The sequence below is a fragment of the Umezawaea endophytica genome (assembly GCF_025061645.1).
GTDB classification, from domain to species: Bacteria; Actinomycetota; Actinomycetes; order Mycobacteriales; family Pseudonocardiaceae; genus Umezawaea; species Umezawaea endophytica.
The window spans coordinates 88,567-105,314 of sequence record NZ_JANYMP010000001.1; the positions used below are offsets into that span (position 1 = coordinate 88,567).

Consider the following 16,748-nt stretch of genomic DNA (forward strand, 5'->3'; position numbering starts at 1 on the left):
CTCAGCCGCCTGTCAGGATCTGGGCGGCGGCCTCGAGGCCGTCCACGGTGCCGACCACGACCGCGAGGTCGCCGTTCTCGAACAGGAACTCCGGCCCCGGTGACGGGTGCGCGACGCCCACGCGGACCACGGCGACGACCGACGCGCTCGTGCGGGTGCGCAACGCCGTGTCGCCCAGGGTGCGGTTCGCGAACGCGGTGACCGGCAACTGCCGGGTGGAGATGCCGCTGATGTCGCGGTGCTGCTCGCTCAGGCGGGCGACGAGCTGCGGTGAGCCGAGCAGGCCCGCGAGGGTCCCCGCCTCCTCGGGGGTGAGCGGTATGGACACACCGGACGCGTCGGGGTCGTCCTCCTTGGACACGATCAGCTCGAACTTGCCCTCGCGGTAGGAGATCACTCCGATGCGGCGGCCCGCGCGGATGGCGAAGTCCTCACGGACCCCGATGCCGGGCAGCGGCGTCACTTCGACGTTCACGGGTGGTCGTCCCTCTTTTCGCACACGGTGTTCACGGTTCGATGAGCCCGGCGCGGATCGCGTACCGGGTGAGTTCGAGGCGGTCCTTCAGACCGAGCTTCTGGAGCAGGTTGGCGCGGTGCCGCTCGACCGTCTTCACGCTGATGAAGAGCAGGTCGGCGATCTCCTTCGACGAGTTGCCCTCGGCGACGAGCTTGAGGATCTCCTCCTCCCGGTCGGTGATCGCCTTCGCCGGGATGCTCTCGCCGTCGCGCACCCGGTCGAGGTAGTTCCGGATCAGCGAGGCGACCGCGCCGGGGTACAGGAAGGGCTCGCCGCGGATCGCGGCGCGGCAGGCCTCGACCAGGTCGCGGTCGGCGACGGACTTGAGCACGTACCCGGAGGCCCCGGCCTTGAGGGCTTCGAAGAAGTACTGCTCGTTGTCGTACATCGTCAGGATGAGGATGCGCAGGTCGGGCATCAGCCGGGACAGCTCGCGCGCCGCCTGGAGGCCGGTCAGCCGGGGCATGGCGATGTCGAGGATGGCCAGGTCCGGCCGTTCGGCGCGGGCCATCGAGATCGCCTCGGCCCCGTCGCCCGCCTCGCCGACCACGGTCAGGTCCGGCTCGTTGTCGAGGATGAGGCGCACGCCGCGCCGCACCAGCGCGTGGTCGTCGGCGAGCAGGATGCGGACCGGCGTCACCGGCGTTCCCCGGCCTGGACGACCAGCCTGACCTCGGTGCCCTGCCGCGGGGCGGGGCCGACGGTCAGTTCCGCGCCGACCAGCAGCGCCCGTTCCCGCATCCCGCGGATGCCGGAGCCCTCCGCCGCGTCACCCATCCCCCAGCCGTCGTCGCGGACGCACAGCTCCACCCCGGCCGACGTCGCCCGCAGCAGCAGCTCGACCTGGTGGGCCCCGGAGTGCCGCACGGTGTTCGTCAGGCCTTCCTGCGCGACGCGGTACACGACGAGTTCGGTCTCCTTGTCCAGTTCGGGCAGGTGCCGGTCGAAGGTGCGCCGCACCACGACGTCGGCGTGCTCGGAGATCTCCGCGACCAGCGCCTTCAACGCGCTGACCAGGCCCAGCTCCTCCAGCACGCCAGGACGCAGCCTGCGGGCGATCCTGCGCACCTCGTCGAGCGTGCTGCGGACCGTCTCCTGCACCTGCGGCAGCTCGTCGCGGACGGGGGCGGGCGCGTGGTCGGCGACCCGCTTGAGCTCCAGCAGCACGGCCGTCAGCGACTGGCCCACCTCGTCGTGCAGCTCCTGGGCGACCCGGCGGCGCTCGGCCTCCTGCGCGGACAGCGCGCGGGCCGAGCTGAAGCCCCGCTCGGTCTCCAGCCGGTCCAGCATCCCGTTGAACGTGGTGATCAGGTCCGCGATCTCGCCGTGGCCCGACGCCGTCAGCCGGGGACCGGGCTTGAGCAGGTCGATCGTCGTCATCGCGCGGGTGAGGCGCTCCAGCGGGGCCAGACCCAGCCTGATCAGCGCCGCGTTGGCCATCAGCAGGACGGCCAGCCCCGCGGTGAGGACCAGGATCTCGGTGAGCAGCGCGGGCGTCGACACGGTGAGCGGACCGAGCACGAGCAGCGCGGCGGCGGCGACCAGCGCCACGGCGTTGAGCAGGAAGATCCTCCCGAACAAGGACACGCGCGCTGCCTCCTGGTGATCACTTCCCGTCACGCCTGCGAGGGTCACCCGAAAAACGCGCCGTGTCCATCCGTGGTGACACCCATGTTCGTCGTGGTCGGCCGATCCCGCAGCGCGGCCGGTGGACGGCGGACCCGCGCCCGAATGGGCGTGGCACCCGATGTCGCCGGACCCCTCACCACGGGCACGGTGGAGGTACGCCACCGAGGAGGAACCCGATGGTCCGGACCGATCACCGCCAGCCGATCCGACTCAAGCCCAGGACGAGGTGGGCGCTCCTCGCGTTCGCCGTCGCCCTGCTGATCGCGGGTGTCGTGGTGCCGCACGCGCTGCTCATCGCCGCGGGCCTGCTCCTGGCGGGCTCGCTCGGCCTCGGGAGCGGGCGCTGAAGATGCGTGGCGCCCCCACCCCCGGTTGGGTGTCGGCCCCGATGGTCCGCGAGCCCTGAGCCCGCGAGGCTCGTGGTGACCCCGGAACGGAGGGATCCACACCATGACCACACCGGTGCGCACCGATCGGGCTGAAACCATGCAAGCACGCGACATCGCCGTGAACGTCCCGACCGTCACCGTCGACGACCCGGTGGCGAAGGCGGTGCGCGTGATGGCCGTGAGCCGCCTGCCCGGCCTGGTCGTCGTCGACGCCCGGTCCCGGCCGTGGGCCGTGCTGGCGGGCACCCAGGTGCTGCGGCTGGCCGTGCCCGGCGCCTACCAGGAGGACCCGGCGCTGGTGCGGACGGTCGACGAGGACCACGCGGACGTCTTCTGGCAGGAGCTGGCCGACCGCACCGTCGGCGACGTCTCGCCGAGCCGACCGGCCAAACCGGTCACCGTGCGCGCCGACGCGACGCTGCTGGAGGTCGCCGCCCTCATGGCCCGCCAGCACAGCCCGCTGGTCGCCGTGGTCGACGACGACGGCGTCCTGGTCGGCGCCGTCACCCTCGAGCGGCTGATCACCAGCCTCGCGGTGTTCAACGCCGACGACTGACCACCTGTCGACGTCGCCGCCCGCGGTACCGCCGCGGGCGGCGACACCCCTTGTTCGGAGGTCTTCCCCCGTGCTCTCCCCCACCCCCGGACCGCCGTGACCGGCCTGCTCGCGCTGGCGGTCTTCCTGGTCGCGTTCTTCCTCATCGCCACCGAGAAGGTGGACAAGGTCAAGGTCGTCCTCGTCGCCGCCGGGCTGATGGCGGTGCTCGGGCTGATCCCCGGCTCCGAGGTGTTCTTCTCCGAGCACGAGGGCATCGACTGGAACGTCATCTTCCTGCTGTTCGGGATGATGGTGATCGTCGGGATCGTCAAGCAGACCGGCGTGTTCGACTTCCTGGCCATCTGGGCGGCCAAGAAGTCCAGGGGCAGGCCGTACCGGCTCATGGTGATGCTGATGGGGATCACCGCCGTCGCGTCGCCGTTCCTGGACAACGTCACCACGATCATGCTGGTCGCGCCGGTCACCGTCGTGGTGTGCAACCGGCTGCGCGTCCCGGCCCAGCCCTACCTGATCGCCGAGGTGCTGGCGTCCAACATCGGCGGCGCGGCCACGTTGATCGGCGATCCCCCGAACATCATCATCGGCAGCCGGGCCGGACTGACCTTCGTGGACTTCCTCGTCCACATGACACCGGTCGTCGTGGTCGTGTTCGTGGTGTTCGTGCTGCTGACCAAGGTGCTGTTCCGGTCGTCGTTCCGGTACAACGAGGAGCACGTGGCCGCGGTGATGGCGTTGCAGGAACGGCGTGCCATCACCGACCCGGTGATGCTGCGCCGCTGCCTGGTCGTGTTCGGCGGTGTGGTCGTCGGGTTCGGCCTGCACGCCGTGCTGCACGTCGACCCCGCGATCGTCGCGCTGGTCGGGGCGGGCGTCATGCTGCTGGTCACCCGCGTGGACGTGGGCGACGTGCTGGCCGAGGTCGAGTGGCCGACGCTCGTCTTCTTCATGGGGCTGTTCGTGATGGTGGGCGGGCTCGTGCACACCGGGGTCATCGAGACCATCGGCACGTGGACCGTCGGCGCGTTCGGCGACGACCACTTCCTCGCGGCGACGGCCCTGCTGTTCGGCTCCAGCGTGCTGGGCGCGTTCTTCGACAACATCCCGTACGTGGCGACGATGGCGCCCGTGGTGGAGGGGATGGTCGCCGGGATCCCCGACGCGGCGACGGGAGAGGCGCTGTGGTGGTCGTTCGCGCTGGGCGCCGACTTCGGCGGCAACGGCACGGCCGTGGCCGCGAGCGCGAACGTCGTCGCGGTCGGCATCGCCGCCCGCACCGGCCACCCGATCAGCTTCTGGCAGTTCACCAGGTACGGCATCGTGGTCACGGCGCTGAGCACGTTCCTGGCGTGGATCTACGTCTGGTTGCGGTACTTCTCCTGACCGGTTCCCCGCCCGCTTTCGCGGCGGGCGGGGAACCGCGCCGGGCTAGCGGGCGGACGCGGTGCAGGACACCGTGCCGCTGCGCAGCGCGTGACCGCCGGTGTTGCCGTCGTCGGCCCAGACGACGGGCTTGCGGCCCGCCGCGCAGGCCGCCTGCGGCGCGATGGCGAAGCCCTCGTTGTTCAGGTCGGCCATCCCCGCGGGCCGGTCGTAGGCGGCCGTGACGGTGAAGTGCCCCTGCGCGTCGACGTCGAGCGTGGTGGTGCGACCGTGGCAGGTGTCGTCGCAGGCCGCCCAGAGCCGTCCGGTGCCCGGCTCGAACTCGAGGTCCATGACGGCGGTGAGTCCACTCGCGACGGTGGCGATCCTGGTGCGACCGCCGCCGGTCTGGTTCAGCGCGTAGGCGTAGACCACGCCGTTGGCCTCCAGCCCGACGAAGAACAGCCCGCCGCCGTGACCGGGGTAGGCCGCCGGGTCGTACGCCGCGCCCGTGCGCTCGTCGCGGAAACCCTTGGCGGTGAGGACGGTGTCCGGGATCCAGGTGATGGCCTCGGGACCGCTGTTGGCGGCCACCGGGGGCAGGTCGGCCGTGAGGTTCCACTCGGTGGTCGCGGTGAGGGCCGAGGTCGTCGAGGCGACGTCGTAGCGGAGGACCTTCGGCGCGCTGGTGCCGCCGTTGGCGTTGTCCCGTTCGGTGACCACGAACAGGCCCTCGGGCGTGACGACCACCCCCTCCGCGTCCGGGTCGCCGCCGCCGGTGGTGAAGCGCAACGACCGGCCGCCCGCCGCGTCCGGGCGCCAGGAGGTGCCGTCGGGCACCAGGCGGTAGAGCGTGCCGGGGCCGTTCTTCACCGCCCACAGGACGGTGGGGCTCTCGAACGCCAGGCCGCTCAGGTTCGTGCCGAACGCGTTCGAGCCGTCGGCGGTGGCGACCGCCGTACCGCCCGGCCACGCGCCCGCGGGGCAGGCGTTCGCGGTGCCCTTGGTCGGCGCCGCCGTCGTGGTGAACGTCCCACCGCCGTCGGTGCACCGGCCGTAGGTCGTGATGGCGTGCGAGGTCCAGGAGTAGGAGTCGACCGGGGTGCCGCCGCCGGGCCGGTACAGGCGCGCCGAGTCGGCGCTCCCCAGGCCGAACGCCGGGTCCACGTCCAGCGCCAGGTGCGCGCCGGGGGCCAGCGCGGTGCCCGCGCCGATGGTGAAGGTGTGGGAGGCGTCGTCGTCCTTGAGGACCCAGCCCGAGACGTCGACGGCGGTGGTGCCGGTGTTGACCAGTTCGACCCAGTCGCCGGGCGTGCCGCCGCTGGACTCGACCTCGTTGATCCGCACGGTCTCCGCCGCCTGCGCCGTCGCGGGGACGCCGGACAGGGCGACGACGAGTGCGGCCAGTGCGACGACCGCGGGTCGTGCTTCTCCACGCCAGTGCTCACGCAATGCGACAGCTCCGTTTCGCCGGGGACGAGCGCGACGGGGTCGCGCCCACCCCGCAGCTTCCGGTCCCGAGGTTAACGAGCCGTCAACGGCGGGGGCGGCGGACGTGGCGAAGGCGTGAGGACCGGGTTCGGGTTCCCGCGAGTCGACCTCGACCCGTTCCCCGGCACGATCCGGTGCCGGGGAACGGGGTTCGGTCAGGCTCCGGCGACCGCGGCCCGCGCGGGCTCGGCCACCGCGCGGTGGGCGGCCGGGCGGGCGGGTGTCTTCTTCAGGAAGTCGTTCGGCAGCGACAGCCGGATGACCTTCCGCCACGCCGACGCGACCTGCTTGGGCAGGGAGCCGGTCGTGTAGGTCAGGCCGTAGCGCTCGAACAACGCCTCCACGTGCGGCGCGATCTCCTGGTAGCGGTTGCTGGGGAGGTCGGGGAACAGGTGGTGCTCGACCTGGAACGACAGGTTGCCGGTCATGACGTGCAGCAGCGGGCCGCCGCTGATGTTGGCCGAGCCCAGCATCTGCCGCAGGTACCACTCGCCGCGGGTCTCGCCCTCGATGGACGTGCGCTCGAACGTCTCGACGCCCTCGGGGAAGTGGCCGCACATGATCACCGAGTGCGTCCACAGGTTGCGGATGAGGTTGGCCGTCAGGTTCGCGGCCAGCGTCGTGGGGGCCGACGGGCCGGACAGCAGCGGGTGCACGACGTAGTCCTTCGCGGCCTGGCGGCGGACCTTGCGCAGCGTCGCGGCGAGGCGGGCCTTGAAGGCCGGGTTCCGGCGGCGCTCCTTGGAGGCGAGGTTCTTGCCGAGTTCCAGGTCGTAGGCCGCGATGCCGTACTGGAAGAACACGGCGTTGATGAAGTTCCACAGCGGCTGGCCGAGGTGCGCGGGGTACCACCGCTGGCCCTCGTCGACGCGCATGATGCCGTAGCCGAGGTCGTTGTCCTTGCCCAGGACGTTGGTGTAGGTGTGGTGCAGCTCGTTGTGCGAGTGCTTCCACTGCTCGGCGGGCGAGGCGTGGTCCCACTCCCAGGTCGTGGAGTGGATCTTCGGGTCGCGCATCCAGTCCCACTGGCCGTGCATGACGTTGTGGCCGATCTCCATGTTCTCCAGGATCTTGGCGATCGACAGCGCGGCGGTGCCGACGAACCACGCGGGCTTGTAGCGGGAGGCGAGCAGCACGGCCCTGCCGCCCATCTCCAGCACGCGCTGCGTCTTGATCACCTTGCGGATGTAGGCGGCGTCGCTCGCCCCGCGACTGGCGATCACCTTCTCCCGCAACGCGTCCAGCTCGCGGCCGAGGTTCTCGACGTCCTCGGCGGTGAGGTGCGCGATCGGGCTGTGTTCCTGCTTCTGGATCGTGGTCATGACGTCCTCAAAGTGGGGTGGGGTCAGATGCCGAGGTGGCAGGGGCCCGCAGCGGCGGAGACGCACGTCTGCACGGGAATGTCGTCGCCCGCCGTGGCGGTGGTGACCGCGCCGTTGCGCAGGTCCCGCACGGACCCCTCGCGCAGCGGGATGACGCAGCCGTAGCAGATGCCCATGCGGCAGCCGGACGGCATCAGCACCCCGTTGGCCTCGCCGGTGTCGAGCAGGGAGGTGGCGCCGTCGGCGTCGGCGGTGACGCCGGAGTCGGCGAACGAGACGGTGCCGCCCTCGCCCACGGCGAGCACGACGGGGCGGAACCGCTCGGTGTGCAGCCGGTCGCCGTGACCGGCCGCGTCGTAGGTGTCCTGGAGCGCGTCGAGCAGGTCGTTCGGGCCGCATGCCCACGTCTGCCTCGACGTCAGGTCCGGCACCAGCTCGGCGAGCCGCTCGGGGGTGAGCCGCCCGTCGACGGCGGTGTGGCGTTCGACCAGGCGCAGCCCGCCGCGCGCGGCGAGCGCCCGCAGTTCGGCGCCGAAGATGACGTCCTCGGGCCGGGGGGCGGAGTGCACCAGCACGGCGTCGCCGAGCCCGCCCGCGCCGTCGCGGAGCATGCCCATCACCGGGGTGATGCCGCTGCCCGCGGTGACGAACAGCGCCTTCGCGGGCCTGACCAGGGGCAGGGTGAAGTCGCCCGCGGCCTGGTCGAGGTGCACGACGGCGCCCGCCCGGACCTCGCGGACCAGGAAGCTCGACACCAGGCCGTCCCGCACGGCCTTCACGGTGATGGTGATGGCGCCGTCGGGGCGGGGCGGCGAGGTCAGCGAGTACGAGCGCCACTGCCGGACGCCGTCCACGTCGACGCCCAGGCGCACGTACTGGCCCGCGGTGTGGCCCCGCCAGCCGCGGCCGGGCCGGATGAGCAGGGTCGCGGCGTCACGGGTCTCGGGGCGCACGGCCACGACCCGCCCGCGCGGGTTCGCCCCGCCCCGCATCGGGTCGAGGACCTCCCAGAAGTCGCCGGGCACCAGCGGCGTGGTGGCCAGCTCGACGAACCAGCGCGCGCGGTCCCGCAGCGAGACCTGAGCCGGTGTCCGTGTTGTCGCCATGGCTCCAGCGTGTCACCATCTGGAGGTAAATTCCTGTGCCCCCGACGTGAATCGAGAGCAGTTCTTTGTCCCCAGCGAACAGTTCTCCGGGTTTGGAGGAGTTTCGCCTGCCTGGGCAGGTGGCGGCGGCGATGCGGTCCGGGCTGGCGTCGGTCGCCGAGCACACGGTCGCGGCCGTCGTCTACGACGTGCCCGCGTACGCCGAGGTCTTCACCGGTGGGACGGGCCGGACGATCGAACGGGCCGTGGAGCTGGCGCTGGCGGGCTTCCTTGAGCTGACGGCGGGCACCGGCGGCGCGGACGCGGGCACGCCGCTGGGCCCGGCGCTGGACGGCGCGTACGCGCTGGGGCGCGGCGAGGCCCGCAGCGGCCGGTCGATGGACGCGCTGCTGGCGGCCTACCGGGTCGGGGCGCGGATCGCGTGGCGGGAGCTGAGCGCCATCGCGGCGCCGGTGGACCTGACGGCCGGGGAGATGGCCCGCTTCGCCGAGCTCCTGTTCGCCTACATCGACCGGCTGTCGGCGCTCAGCGTGGCGGGCCACGCCGACGAGCTGGCCACCACCGGGCGGGTCCGGCAGCACTACCTGGAACGCCTGGCCAACGGTCTGCTCACCGGTGCGAAGCCGGACGAGCTGGTGGCGGCGGCCGAGCGGGCGACCTGGGAGCCGCCGCGCTCGCTGACCGCGGTGATCGTCCCCGAGGCGCGGGCCCGCGGTGCGCTCGTGCGGCTGGACCCGCGCACCCTCCAGGCCGTCGAGGACGACCCCGACGGCCGGATGACCGTGCTCCTGGTCCCCGACGCCGACGGCCGTTCCCGCCCGTCGCTGACCGGCGCCCTGCTCGGCGTGGACGCCGTCATCGGCCCGGCCCGGCCGTGGACCGGGGTCAGGTCGTCCTACCTGCGGGCCCGGCGGGCCGTCCGGCTGGGCCTGCGCTCGCCCGGCGACGCGCCGCTGGACACCGAGCAGCGGCTGGCCGACCTCGTCCTGCGCTCCGACGTCGAGGCGCTGGACGACCTGCGCGCCCAGGTCCTGGCACCGCTGGACGACCTGCGGCCCGGACCGCGGGCCAAGCTCGTGGAGACGCTGCGGTCGTGGCTGCTGCACCACGGGCGGCGCGAGGAGATCGCGGCCGACCTGTTCGTGCACCCGCAGACCGTGCGCTACCGCATGGGTCAGCTCCGCGAGATCTACGGGTCCCGGCTGGAGGACCCCACGACCGTGCTGGAGCTGACCATCGCGCTGGGCGCGTCACCGGCGGGGTGACGGGTCAGGTGTGCGCCATCCGCTCGGTGACGAACGCGCGGAACGCGTCCACGTCGCCGACGACCTCCTCGGCGCGGTCCCGCCGCAGGTGCAGGTCGTGGTAGCGCGCGCCGATGGCGTCGGGGTCGACTTCGCCGCCGCCGGGGACGATTCCGGTGGCGATGGTCACCGCGGCCACGTGGATCCCCTCCGGCCGGAGTTCGGCGTGCAGGGTGTGCGCCCAGGTGCGCAGGGCGGCCATGGCCAGGCCGACGTTCGCCAGGAACGGCGTGGGGACGGTGGAGGACACGCCGGTGGTGAGCAGGATCGTGCCGTCGCCGCGGGCGCGCATGTCCGGGAGCGCGTGGCGCACCGCGGTGATCGCGCCGAGGACGTTCAGCTCGAACTGGGCCGAGGCGGACTCGACGGTGGTGGCCGCGGCTCCGGTGATCCCGCCGGTCGGGCTCGGGCTGTACTCCAGCACGTCCACCGGACCCAGTTCGGCCCTGGCCGCGTCGAGGGCGGTGGTCAGGGAGGTCAGGTCGCGGATGTCGGCGGTGAACGCGGCGGCGGTGACGCCGTGGTCCGCCAGCTCTTGGACCAGGCCGCGCAGCCTAGTCTCGTCGCGGGCGATCAGCCCGACCCGGAAGCCGTGCCGTCCGAACGCGCGCGCCACCCCCATCCCCAGACCGGGACCGGCACCCACGACGATGAGCGTTTTCGCCATCACGAGACTCCTCACGGCAGCGGGGTCCGGAGACCCCGGTTACTCTTTGTGCGTAGCCCCATGATTTGTCACCACCGGTGGGGTGGCAAGACGGCACATCCCTGTCCGTCACGCACACGGAGGTAACCCATGGACGCACTCGAACCCGACGAGGACGCGTGCCGTGAGGTGCTGGGGATCCTCGCGCTCATCGGGGACAAGTGGAGCGTCCTGGTCATCGGGCACCTGCGCGACCGGACCGTGCGCTTCGGCGAGCTGCACCGGGCGGTCACCGGGATCTCGCAGCGGATGCTCACCCGCACCCTGCGCCAGCTCGAACGCGACGGCCTGCTGACCCGCACCGTGCACGCCGCCGTCCCCCCGCGCGTGGAGTACGCGCTCACGCCTCTGGGGACGACGCTGCTGGACTCCGTCGTCGCACTGGGCGGGTGGGCGGTCGAGCACCGCCACGAGGTCGTCGGCAACAGGCGCCGCTACGACGGCACCTGAGCCGACCGTCCACTGAGGACTCAGGTGTCGTGCCGGATGCCGACCGGGGCGTCACCCCGCAGCGTGACGCGGTGCATGACGCGGTTCTGGTCGCCGTAGTCGTCGACCGCGTAGTGGGCCGTGCTCCTGTTGTCCCACACCACGACGTCGCCGGGGCTCCAGCGGTGGCGGACGGTGTGCTCCGGCAGTCCGATCACCGCGAAGAACAGGCCGAGCAGGGCGCGGCTCTCGGCCTCGGTGACGTCCAGGACCCTGGTGGTGAAGCCGGGGCTGACGAACAGGCTGCGGCGGCCGGTCTCCGGGTGGACCCGGACCACGGGGTGCACCGAGGGCTTGAGCGAGGTGACCTTCTCGCCCTCCCACGTGTTCCCCTCGCCGGACAGCCGCGTGAGCAGGTAGTCCTCGAAGTCCTTGCGGCCGTCGTGCACGGCTCGCAGCCGGTCGGCCAGTGACCGCAGGTGCGGTGACAGGGCCAGGTAAGCGGCTTCCAGGTCGGTCCAGCAGGTGTCGCCGCCCACGGGTGGGAGGGACACCGCGCGCAGGACCGAGCCGAGCGGCGGCCGGGGCATGAAGGTGACGTCGGTGTGCCAGACCGGGGACTTGCCGCCGTCGCCGCTGTCCAGCACGTAGATCTCCGGGTGCCGGTCGTCCAAGCCCGGCACCACGGGGTGCGCCGGGGTGAGTTCGCCCAGGGTCGCGGCGAAGTCGCGGTGGGCGGTCGGGGTGAGGTCCTGGTTGTGGAAGACGAGGACCTTGTGCTCCAGCAGGGCCGCGCGGATGTCGGCGACCTCCGCGGGGCTCTGCGGCCTCGACAGGTCGAAGCCGGAGAGCTGCGCGCCGATCGTCGCCGTGAGCGGTTCGACCGCCGATACGACCGTCATGATCGTTCCCTCTCGTGTCGGGTCAGGAGACGGTCGCCCGGACGGCGGCCGCGATCTCGCCTCGGAAGGCCGCGTACTCGGGTGAGCCGCGGAGTTCGTCGGCCGATATCCCCTTGCGGGGCAACGTGATCGGCACGTCGAGCGCGATGCGCCCCGGCCTGTCGGTGAGCACGATGATGCGGCTGGCCAGGAACACCGCCTCGTCGACGCTGTGCGTCACGAACACCACGCCCTGCCCGGCGTCGTCGGTCAGCGAGCGGACGTCCTCCTGCAACCGCTCCCTGGTCAGCGCGTCGAGCGCGGCGAACGGCTCGTCCATCAGCAGCAGCTTCGGCCGCGCGGCCAGCGCACGGGCGATGGCGACGCGCTGCTGCTGCCCGCCGGAGATCTCCCAGGTGCGCCTGGGTCCGAGTTCCGCGAGGCCGACGGCGGCCAGCAGTTCGGCGGTGCGGCGCGACCGGTCCGGTTTGGGGACGTCGGCCCAGCGCAGCGCGGCGCCGATGTTGCCCGCCACCGTCTGCCACGGGAACAGCCGGGGCTGCTGGAACACCACTCCCACGTCGCGGCCGGGAACGGGGGTGCCGCCCAGCCTCAGGACGTCACCCGCGGTCGGCCGCTCGAAGCCCGCGATCAGCCGCAGCAGCGTGCTCTTGCCGGACCCGGACGGGCCCACCACGACCAGGAACTCCCCCGGATCGACGCGCAGGTCGATCGGGCCGAGCGCGGGCACGGCGCCCGCCTTCGTCCGGTAGCCGTGCTCAACGTCGACCAGGTCGGCCAACGCGGTGGCGTCACTTGCCATCGACGGCTCCCGGTGCGATCAGGGCGGCGCGGAAGGTCTCCAGCTCCGGCACCGACTCGATCTTCTTCTGGCCGTGCAGGAACTGGGCGGCGTCGCGCAGCCGGTCGGCGAGCTTGCCCGGCGACTCCTTGGTGCCGAAGTACTCCGGGGCGCGCTGCTCGGCGTGGTCGAGGTAGATGTTCTGCTTCAACTGGGCGATGGCGTCCTCCTTGCTGCTGCCGATCTGCCTGCTGACGGCCTCGGCCACCACGCCCGGATCGGTCTTGACCAGCCCGATCGCCCGGTTCGTCGCCTCCAGCCACTTGTCGACCACGTCGCGGTTGGCGTCGAGGAACTCGGTGCGCGCCACGGTGAACGTCAGCGTGGGCTTGCCCGCCGCGGCGAGCTTCGCGCTGTCGGTGAGGGTCACCCCGTCCTGCTGGAGCACGCTGAGCACCGGCGTCCACACGTAGGCGGCGTCGATGTCGCCGCGCTGCCAGGCGGCCTGGATGTTCTGCGGCTCCAGGTCGACCAGCGTGACGGCGCCCGGATCCACGCCCGCCTGCTGGAGCGCGGCGAGCAAGCTGTAGTGCGAGGTCGAGCCGAACGGCGCCGCGACCTTGCGGCCCACCAGGTCGGTGATCGCGGTGACACCGCTCGCCTTCCGCGCGACCAGCGCCTCGCTGTCGCCGATGACGTTGAGCAGCTCGATCACCTTGTAGGGGATGTTCAGCGGCGGGCACAGCGCCTGCGCGGTCGGGCTGCTGCCGATCACGGCGAGGTCGATGGCGCCGCCGAGGAACGCGGTGTTGATGCTGGCGCCCGAGTCGAACGACGTCCAGGTGATCTTGTGGTCGGGCAGCGCCTTCTCCAGCGTGGCCTGGTCCTTCACCAGCAGGGTGCTGTCGGCGAAGTTCTGGTAGGCGATGCGGACGACGCGCTGGGAGCCCGACCCGGAGGACGAGGAGCCGCCGACACCGCACGCCGCCAGCACCGGCCCCAGTGCGAGCAGGGAGAGGACCGATCTGCGGGTCACGGACATGGGAACTCCTTGGGGGTGGGGGTTGTGGTCGGTCACACCAGGCCCCGCCACGGCGACAGGGCCCGTTGGACGCCGACGATCGCGGTGTCGATGAGCAGGCCGGTGATCCCGATGACGAACAGCCCGAGGATGACCACCGAGGTCTGGTTGTAGCGCTGGGCGTTGAGGACCATGCCGCCGATCCCGTCGGCGCCGTTCACGGTCTCGGCCGCCACGACGGAGCTGTAGGCGATGCCCACGGCCAGCCGGACACCCGTGATGATCTCCGGCGCCGACGCGGGCAGGATCACCGAGGCGATCACGTGACCCCGTGACGCGCCAAGGGCTTGAGCGGCCTCGACGTACTGTCGGTTGACGCCGGTGACCGCGGTGGCCGTCGCGACCGCGACCGGCGGGAACGCGGCGATCATCAGCAGGTAGACCTTGGGTTCCTCGTCGATGCCGAACCAGATGACCAGCAGGCTCAGGTAGGCCAGCGGGGGCAGCGCGCGCAGGAACGTCACGGCCGGTTCGGTGACCGCCCGCACCAGCGGCACCAGGCCCATGACCAGGCCGAGGACGACGCCGATCAGGATGCCGTACGCCGACCCGTAGCCGACCCTGCGCAGGCTGACGCCGAGCCGTTCCAGCAGCGTGGACCCGGCGTACCCGCCCTGCCCGTTGGCGGCGTCGGAGGTGATGAGCAACTGGTCCCACACCTGGACCGGCCCCGGCAGGATCACCGGCGGCCAGAACCCGGCCAGCGCGAGGAGCTGCCACACCCCGAGCAGCACGAGGACGGCGGCCGCGCGCACCAGCACGGTTCTGGCGGCGGGCGTCGAACGCGGGGCGCGCGACGCGGGACGCGCGGTCCCCTGTGGTTTGTCGGATACTTCGGCGAGTGCCTGTGGCATGGGGGTTTCCGTGCTCTCAGGATGGCCCGGAGGTCAGGGCGTCTGGCGACCGTCCGGGCTGAATGTACAGACGTACACTGCGAGTTCCGACCGGTTCCGCACTGTGGACACCGAGCGCGAAACCCTTGCGCGGAGAGCACTTCATAGGGCATGGAGGACGAATGGCATCGGCAGCGCCCTCCCCTCGGCGTCGGGACCCGCACCGCAGGGAGCGGATCATCGAGGCGGCGGTGGAGGTGATCGGCGAGACGGGGCCCGCGAGCCTCACCCACCGCGCCGCGGCGGCCAGGGCCGGGGTTCCCCTCGGGTCGACGACGTACTACTTCGCCGACCTGGACGAGCTGTTCGACGCCGCCGTGCGGGCGGTGGCCGAGCGCAACGTCGCCCGGCTGCGCGAGTGGGCGCGGTCGCTGCCCGAGCGGGCGGACCTGTGCGCCGAGCTGGCGGCGTTCCTGGTGCTGCTGACCACCCGGTACCGCGCGAGCAGCGTGCTCGCCTACGAGCTGTACGGGATCGCCTTGCGCCGCCCGGCTTTGCGGGCCGCGAGCACCGCGTGGGACGACATGCTCAGCGAGGTGTTCGCCCTGCGCGTCGACGCCACCACGGCGAAGGCGCTCACGGTGATGTTCGACGGCCTGCTGCACCACGCGCTGGTGTCACCGCGCGCACTGGGGCGCGCGGACTTCGAGGCGCCGCTGCGACGACTGCTGGGCTGACCGTCCTCTTCGGACTCCGCTCAGCCCTCGTCCTCCACGCGCACCAGGTGCGCCCGCTCGACGCGGTAGCCGACGCCCCGCACGGTGCCGATGAACGAGGCGCCGTCGCGGCCGAGCTTGCCGCGGATCCGGCGCACGTGCACGTCGATCGTCCGGGTGTCCACGTGCACGGTCGTCCCCCACACCTCGTGCATCAGCGCCGTGCGGCGGTGCACCAGCCGCGGCCGTCCGCACAGGTGCAGCAGGAGGTCGAACTCCAGCCTGGTCAACGGCACCGGGACGCCGCGGTGCAGCACCCGGCGGGAGTCGGGGAAGATGCGCAGCTCCGGGGCGCCCCGCTGCGCGGGCACCTCGACGTCGAGCTGCGGCACGTCCACGGTCAACCGCGCCTCGTCGAAGGCGGACCGGATGGCGGTGGCCACGGTGTCGGCCACCGCCGTCGCGCCTGCCGCGCTGACGCGGATCACCAGGGAGATCTCGACGGTGTCGGGGGTGCGGGTGGCGGTCACGGCATGATCCGACCAAGTCCGGGCGTCCCGGTCAACGCCGTCCACAGGGTGGAAGCGCTTGACGCGCCTGGGGATCGACGTCGGGGGCGCTTCCGGGATGTGGCGTCCTGACTCGTGCAGGTCACGTCCTCAGGCGCCCGGACGTGTGCAGGTCAGGTCCTCAGGTAGGACGCGCCGTTGAGGTCCAGCACGGTGCCCGACGCCCACGCCGCGTCGGGCGAGGCGAGGTAGAGCACGGCGGCGGCGACCTCCTGCGGCGTGCCGACACGGCCGAAGGGGCTCTGGCCGCGCAACTCGTCCCCGCCCGCGCCCACCAGCTTGCCCTCCTGCCGTTCGGTCGCGACGAAACCGGGGGCCACCGACGTGACCGCGATGCCGTGCGGTGCGAGCGCGACGGCCATCGACTGGCCGAAGGCGTGCAGCGCGGCCTTGGTCGCGCCGTAGGCGGGGAAGTCCGGCTCGCCGCGGAAGGCCCCGCGCGAGCCGACGTTGACGACGCTGCCCGCGGCGCCGCGGTCGACGAGGTGCCGGGCGACGCGGTAGGTCAGGTTCGCCGCGCCGAGGAGGTTCACGTCGACCATCCGCCGCCAGGCCGCCTGCCAGTCCTCGTAGGTCACGTCCGCCACCGCGTGCCGATTGGCCCCCGTCGGCGCGACCGCCGCGTTGTTCACCAACACTTCGACCCCACCCAGCACCCGCACCACGTCATCGACCACCCGCCCGGCGACCTCGGGGTCACCGAGATCCCCGACGACCACCACGTGCCCTTCACCGGACAACAACCGCAAGGTCTCCTCGGCATCACCCCGGTTGGCCCCGCAGTGCACCGCGACACGATCACCCAACTCCGCGAACGCCACCGCGACAGCCCGCCCGATCCCACGGGACGCCCCCGTGACCAACACCCGCCTCGGGACCACGACACCACTCCTCGGATCGACGACGGCGCCTACCTTGCCCGCCGGGTTGTCCGGATGTCAACATTAGGACATAAAGGTGCCAGGGGTCGGGCGACGGTCACGCACGACTCCGCGCCGAGGCCGTTCACGGCACGAAACCCCGCCAGCCGAATCGGCCGTCACCTGCAAACCTCG

At 72.2% G+C, this 16,748-nt stretch carries 19 protein-coding genes; 6 read left to right on the forward strand and 13 right to left on the reverse strand.

Annotated elements, in window-relative coordinates; translation table 11 throughout:
* Nucleotide 1: 1 nt before the first annotated feature.
* From NZH93_RS00390 to NZH93_RS00400, 3 genes are read right to left on the reverse strand one after another with little or no spacing between them, the layout of a single operon-like run.
* Nucleotides 2–475, reverse strand: a complete 474-nt coding sequence (locus NZH93_RS00390) for a cation:proton antiporter regulatory subunit (RefSeq protein WP_259620819.1) — start codon at nucleotides 473–475, stop codon at nucleotides 2–4.
* Nucleotides 476–506: 31 nt separating this feature from the next.
* Nucleotides 507–1,157, reverse strand: a complete 651-nt coding sequence (locus NZH93_RS00395; RefSeq protein ID WP_259620820.1) for a response regulator — start codon at nucleotides 1,155–1,157, stop codon at nucleotides 507–509.
* Nucleotides 1,154–2,104 carry a HAMP domain-containing sensor histidine kinase gene (locus NZH93_RS00400; protein WP_259620821.1) on the reverse strand — a complete coding sequence of 317 codons (951 nt, stop codon included), beginning with the start codon at nucleotides 2,102–2,104 and terminating at the stop codon, nucleotides 1,154–1,156. Before NZH93_RS00400 ends, NZH93_RS00395 begins: the two co-directional genes overlap by 4 nt.
* A gap of 218 nt (nucleotides 2,105–2,322) precedes the next feature.
* On the opposite strand from NZH93_RS00400, the gene NZH93_RS00405 reads away from it, so the two are divergent.
* The 3 genes from NZH93_RS00405 (at nucleotide 2,323) to NZH93_RS00415 (ending at nucleotide 4,474) form a co-directional block, all read left to right on the forward strand.
* A complete protein-coding gene (locus NZH93_RS00405; RefSeq protein ID WP_259620822.1) occupies nucleotides 2,323–2,493 on the forward strand; it encodes a hypothetical protein in 171 nt (56 codons plus the stop codon).
* Nucleotides 2,494–2,596: 103 nt separating this feature from the next.
* The gene (locus tag NZH93_RS00410; RefSeq protein WP_259620823.1) at nucleotides 2,597–3,091 is read left to right on the forward strand and encodes a CBS domain-containing protein; all 495 of its coding nucleotides are present in this window, start codon (nucleotides 2,597–2,599) and stop codon (nucleotides 3,089–3,091) included.
* A 96-nt stretch (nucleotides 3,092–3,187) separates the two neighbouring features.
* The gene (locus NZH93_RS00415; protein ID WP_259620824.1) at nucleotides 3,188–4,474 is read left to right on the forward strand and encodes an ArsB/NhaD family transporter; all 1,287 of its coding nucleotides are present in this window, start codon (nucleotides 3,188–3,190) and stop codon (nucleotides 4,472–4,474) included.
* 45 nt (nucleotides 4,475–4,519) lie between these two features.
* Here NZH93_RS00415 and NZH93_RS00420 read toward each other — a convergent pair whose 3' ends face one another.
* From NZH93_RS00420 to NZH93_RS00430, 3 genes are all read right to left on the reverse strand, one after another.
* The gene (locus NZH93_RS00420) at nucleotides 4,520–5,905 is read right to left on the reverse strand and encodes a lamin tail domain-containing protein (protein WP_259620825.1); all 1,386 of its coding nucleotides are present in this window, start codon (nucleotides 5,903–5,905) and stop codon (nucleotides 4,520–4,522) included.
* A gap of 194 nt (nucleotides 5,906–6,099) precedes the next feature.
* Nucleotides 6,100–7,266: a fatty acid desaturase family protein gene (locus NZH93_RS00425; protein WP_259620826.1), complete on the reverse strand. Its 1,167-nt coding sequence runs from the start codon at nucleotides 7,264–7,266 to the stop codon at nucleotides 6,100–6,102.
* 23 nt (nucleotides 7,267–7,289) lie between these two features.
* The gene (locus NZH93_RS00430) at nucleotides 7,290–8,372 is read right to left on the reverse strand and encodes a ferredoxin reductase (protein ID WP_259620827.1); all 1,083 of its coding nucleotides are present in this window, start codon (nucleotides 8,370–8,372) and stop codon (nucleotides 7,290–7,292) included.
* 92 nt (nucleotides 8,373–8,464) lie between these two features.
* On the opposite strand from NZH93_RS00430, the gene NZH93_RS00435 reads away from it, so the two are divergent.
* Nucleotides 8,465–9,637, forward strand: coding sequence for a PucR family transcriptional regulator (locus tag NZH93_RS00435; RefSeq protein WP_505011375.1), 1,173 nt, complete (start codon nucleotides 8,465–8,467; stop codon nucleotides 9,635–9,637).
* A 4-nt stretch (nucleotides 9,638–9,641) separates the two neighbouring features.
* On the opposite strand, the gene NZH93_RS00440 is transcribed toward NZH93_RS00435, so the two are convergent.
* Nucleotides 9,642–10,343: an SDR family NAD(P)-dependent oxidoreductase gene (locus tag NZH93_RS00440; protein ID WP_259620829.1), complete on the reverse strand. Its 702-nt coding sequence runs from the start codon at nucleotides 10,341–10,343 to the stop codon at nucleotides 9,642–9,644.
* Between the two features lie 129 nt (nucleotides 10,344–10,472).
* Here NZH93_RS00440 and NZH93_RS00445 point away from each other — a divergent pair, with 129 nt between their 5' ends.
* Nucleotides 10,473–10,832, forward strand: a complete 360-nt coding sequence (locus NZH93_RS00445; protein ID WP_259620830.1) for a winged helix-turn-helix transcriptional regulator — start codon at nucleotides 10,473–10,475, stop codon at nucleotides 10,830–10,832.
* 20 nt (nucleotides 10,833–10,852) lie between these two features.
* Here NZH93_RS00445 and NZH93_RS00450 read toward each other — a convergent pair whose 3' ends face one another.
* Genes NZH93_RS00450 through NZH93_RS00465 form a run of 4 tightly spaced genes read right to left on the reverse strand, consistent with a single transcriptional unit; the run spans nucleotide 10,853 to nucleotide 14,429 of the window.
* Nucleotides 10,853–11,713 carry a TauD/TfdA dioxygenase family protein gene (locus tag NZH93_RS00450; protein ID WP_259620831.1) on the reverse strand — a complete coding sequence of 287 codons (861 nt, stop codon included), beginning with the start codon at nucleotides 11,711–11,713 and terminating at the stop codon, nucleotides 10,853–10,855.
* A gap of 22 nt (nucleotides 11,714–11,735) precedes the next feature.
* Nucleotides 11,736–12,515: an ABC transporter ATP-binding protein gene (locus NZH93_RS00455; RefSeq protein WP_259620832.1), complete on the reverse strand. Its 780-nt coding sequence runs from the start codon at nucleotides 12,513–12,515 to the stop codon at nucleotides 11,736–11,738.
* Nucleotides 12,505–13,536 carry a taurine ABC transporter substrate-binding protein gene (locus NZH93_RS00460; RefSeq protein WP_259620833.1) on the reverse strand — a complete coding sequence of 344 codons (1,032 nt, stop codon included), beginning with the start codon at nucleotides 13,534–13,536 and terminating at the stop codon, nucleotides 12,505–12,507. Before NZH93_RS00460 ends, NZH93_RS00455 begins: the two co-directional genes overlap by 11 nt.
* Before the next feature lie 32 nt (nucleotides 13,537–13,568).
* Nucleotides 13,569–14,429, reverse strand: a complete 861-nt coding sequence (locus NZH93_RS00465; protein ID WP_259620834.1) for an ABC transporter permease — start codon at nucleotides 14,427–14,429, stop codon at nucleotides 13,569–13,571.
* Nucleotides 14,430–14,590: 161 nt separating this feature from the next.
* Between NZH93_RS00465 and NZH93_RS00470 the strand changes: the two genes are divergently transcribed.
* Nucleotides 14,591–15,145 carry a TetR/AcrR family transcriptional regulator gene (locus NZH93_RS00470; protein ID WP_259620835.1) on the forward strand — a complete coding sequence of 185 codons (555 nt, stop codon included), beginning with the start codon at nucleotides 14,591–14,593 and terminating at the stop codon, nucleotides 15,143–15,145.
* 20 nt (nucleotides 15,146–15,165) lie between these two features.
* On the opposite strand, the gene NZH93_RS00475 is transcribed toward NZH93_RS00470, so the two are convergent.
* Both NZH93_RS00475 and NZH93_RS00480 read right to left on the reverse strand, forming a co-directional pair.
* A complete protein-coding gene (locus NZH93_RS00475) occupies nucleotides 15,166–15,654 on the reverse strand; it encodes a winged helix-turn-helix domain-containing protein (RefSeq protein ID WP_259620836.1) in 489 nt (162 codons plus the stop codon).
* Nucleotides 15,655–15,806: 152 nt separating this feature from the next.
* Entirely contained in the window at nucleotides 15,807–16,574 is a 768-nt protein-coding gene (locus NZH93_RS00480) for an SDR family NAD(P)-dependent oxidoreductase (RefSeq protein ID WP_259620837.1), read from the reverse strand.
* Between the last annotated feature and the right edge of the window lie 174 nt (nucleotides 16,575–16,748).

What these genes read in the sequence shown, in the direction of transcription:
- NZH93_RS00405 (WP_259620822.1), top strand. Translation starts at nt 2,323, where the DNA reads ATGGTCCGGACCGATCACCGCCAGCCGATCCGACTCAAGCCCAGGACG.
- NZH93_RS00440 (WP_259620829.1), bottom strand. Translation starts at nt 10,343, where the DNA reads ATGGCGAAAACGCTCATCGTCGTGGGTGCCGGTCCCGGTCTGGGGATG.
- NZH93_RS00450 (WP_259620831.1), bottom strand. Translation starts at nt 11,713, where the DNA reads ATGACGGTCGTATCGGCGGTCGAACCGCTCACGGCGACGATCGGCGCG.
- NZH93_RS00470 (WP_259620835.1), top strand. Translation starts at nt 14,591, where the DNA reads ATGGCATCGGCAGCGCCCTCCCCTCGGCGTCGGGACCCGCACCGCAGG.
- NZH93_RS00465 (WP_259620834.1), bottom strand. Translation starts at nt 14,429, where the DNA reads ATGCCACAGGCACTCGCCGAAGTATCCGACAAACCACAGGGGACCGCG.
- NZH93_RS00445 (WP_259620830.1), top strand. Translation starts at nt 10,473, where the DNA reads ATGGACGCACTCGAACCCGACGAGGACGCGTGCCGTGAGGTGCTGGGG.
- NZH93_RS00430 (WP_259620827.1), bottom strand. Translation starts at nt 8,372, where the DNA reads ATGGCGACAACACGGACACCGGCTCAGGTCTCGCTGCGGGACCGCGCG.
- NZH93_RS00460 (WP_259620833.1), bottom strand. Translation starts at nt 13,536, where the DNA reads ATGTCCGTGACCCGCAGATCGGTCCTCTCCCTGCTCGCACTGGGGCCG.
- NZH93_RS00425 (WP_259620826.1), bottom strand. Translation starts at nt 7,266, where the DNA reads ATGACCACGATCCAGAAGCAGGAACACAGCCCGATCGCGCACCTCACC.
- NZH93_RS00410 (WP_259620823.1), top strand. Translation starts at nt 2,597, where the DNA reads ATGACCACACCGGTGCGCACCGATCGGGCTGAAACCATGCAAGCACGC.
- NZH93_RS00455 (WP_259620832.1), bottom strand. Translation starts at nt 12,515, where the DNA reads ATGGCAAGTGACGCCACCGCGTTGGCCGACCTGGTCGACGTTGAGCAC.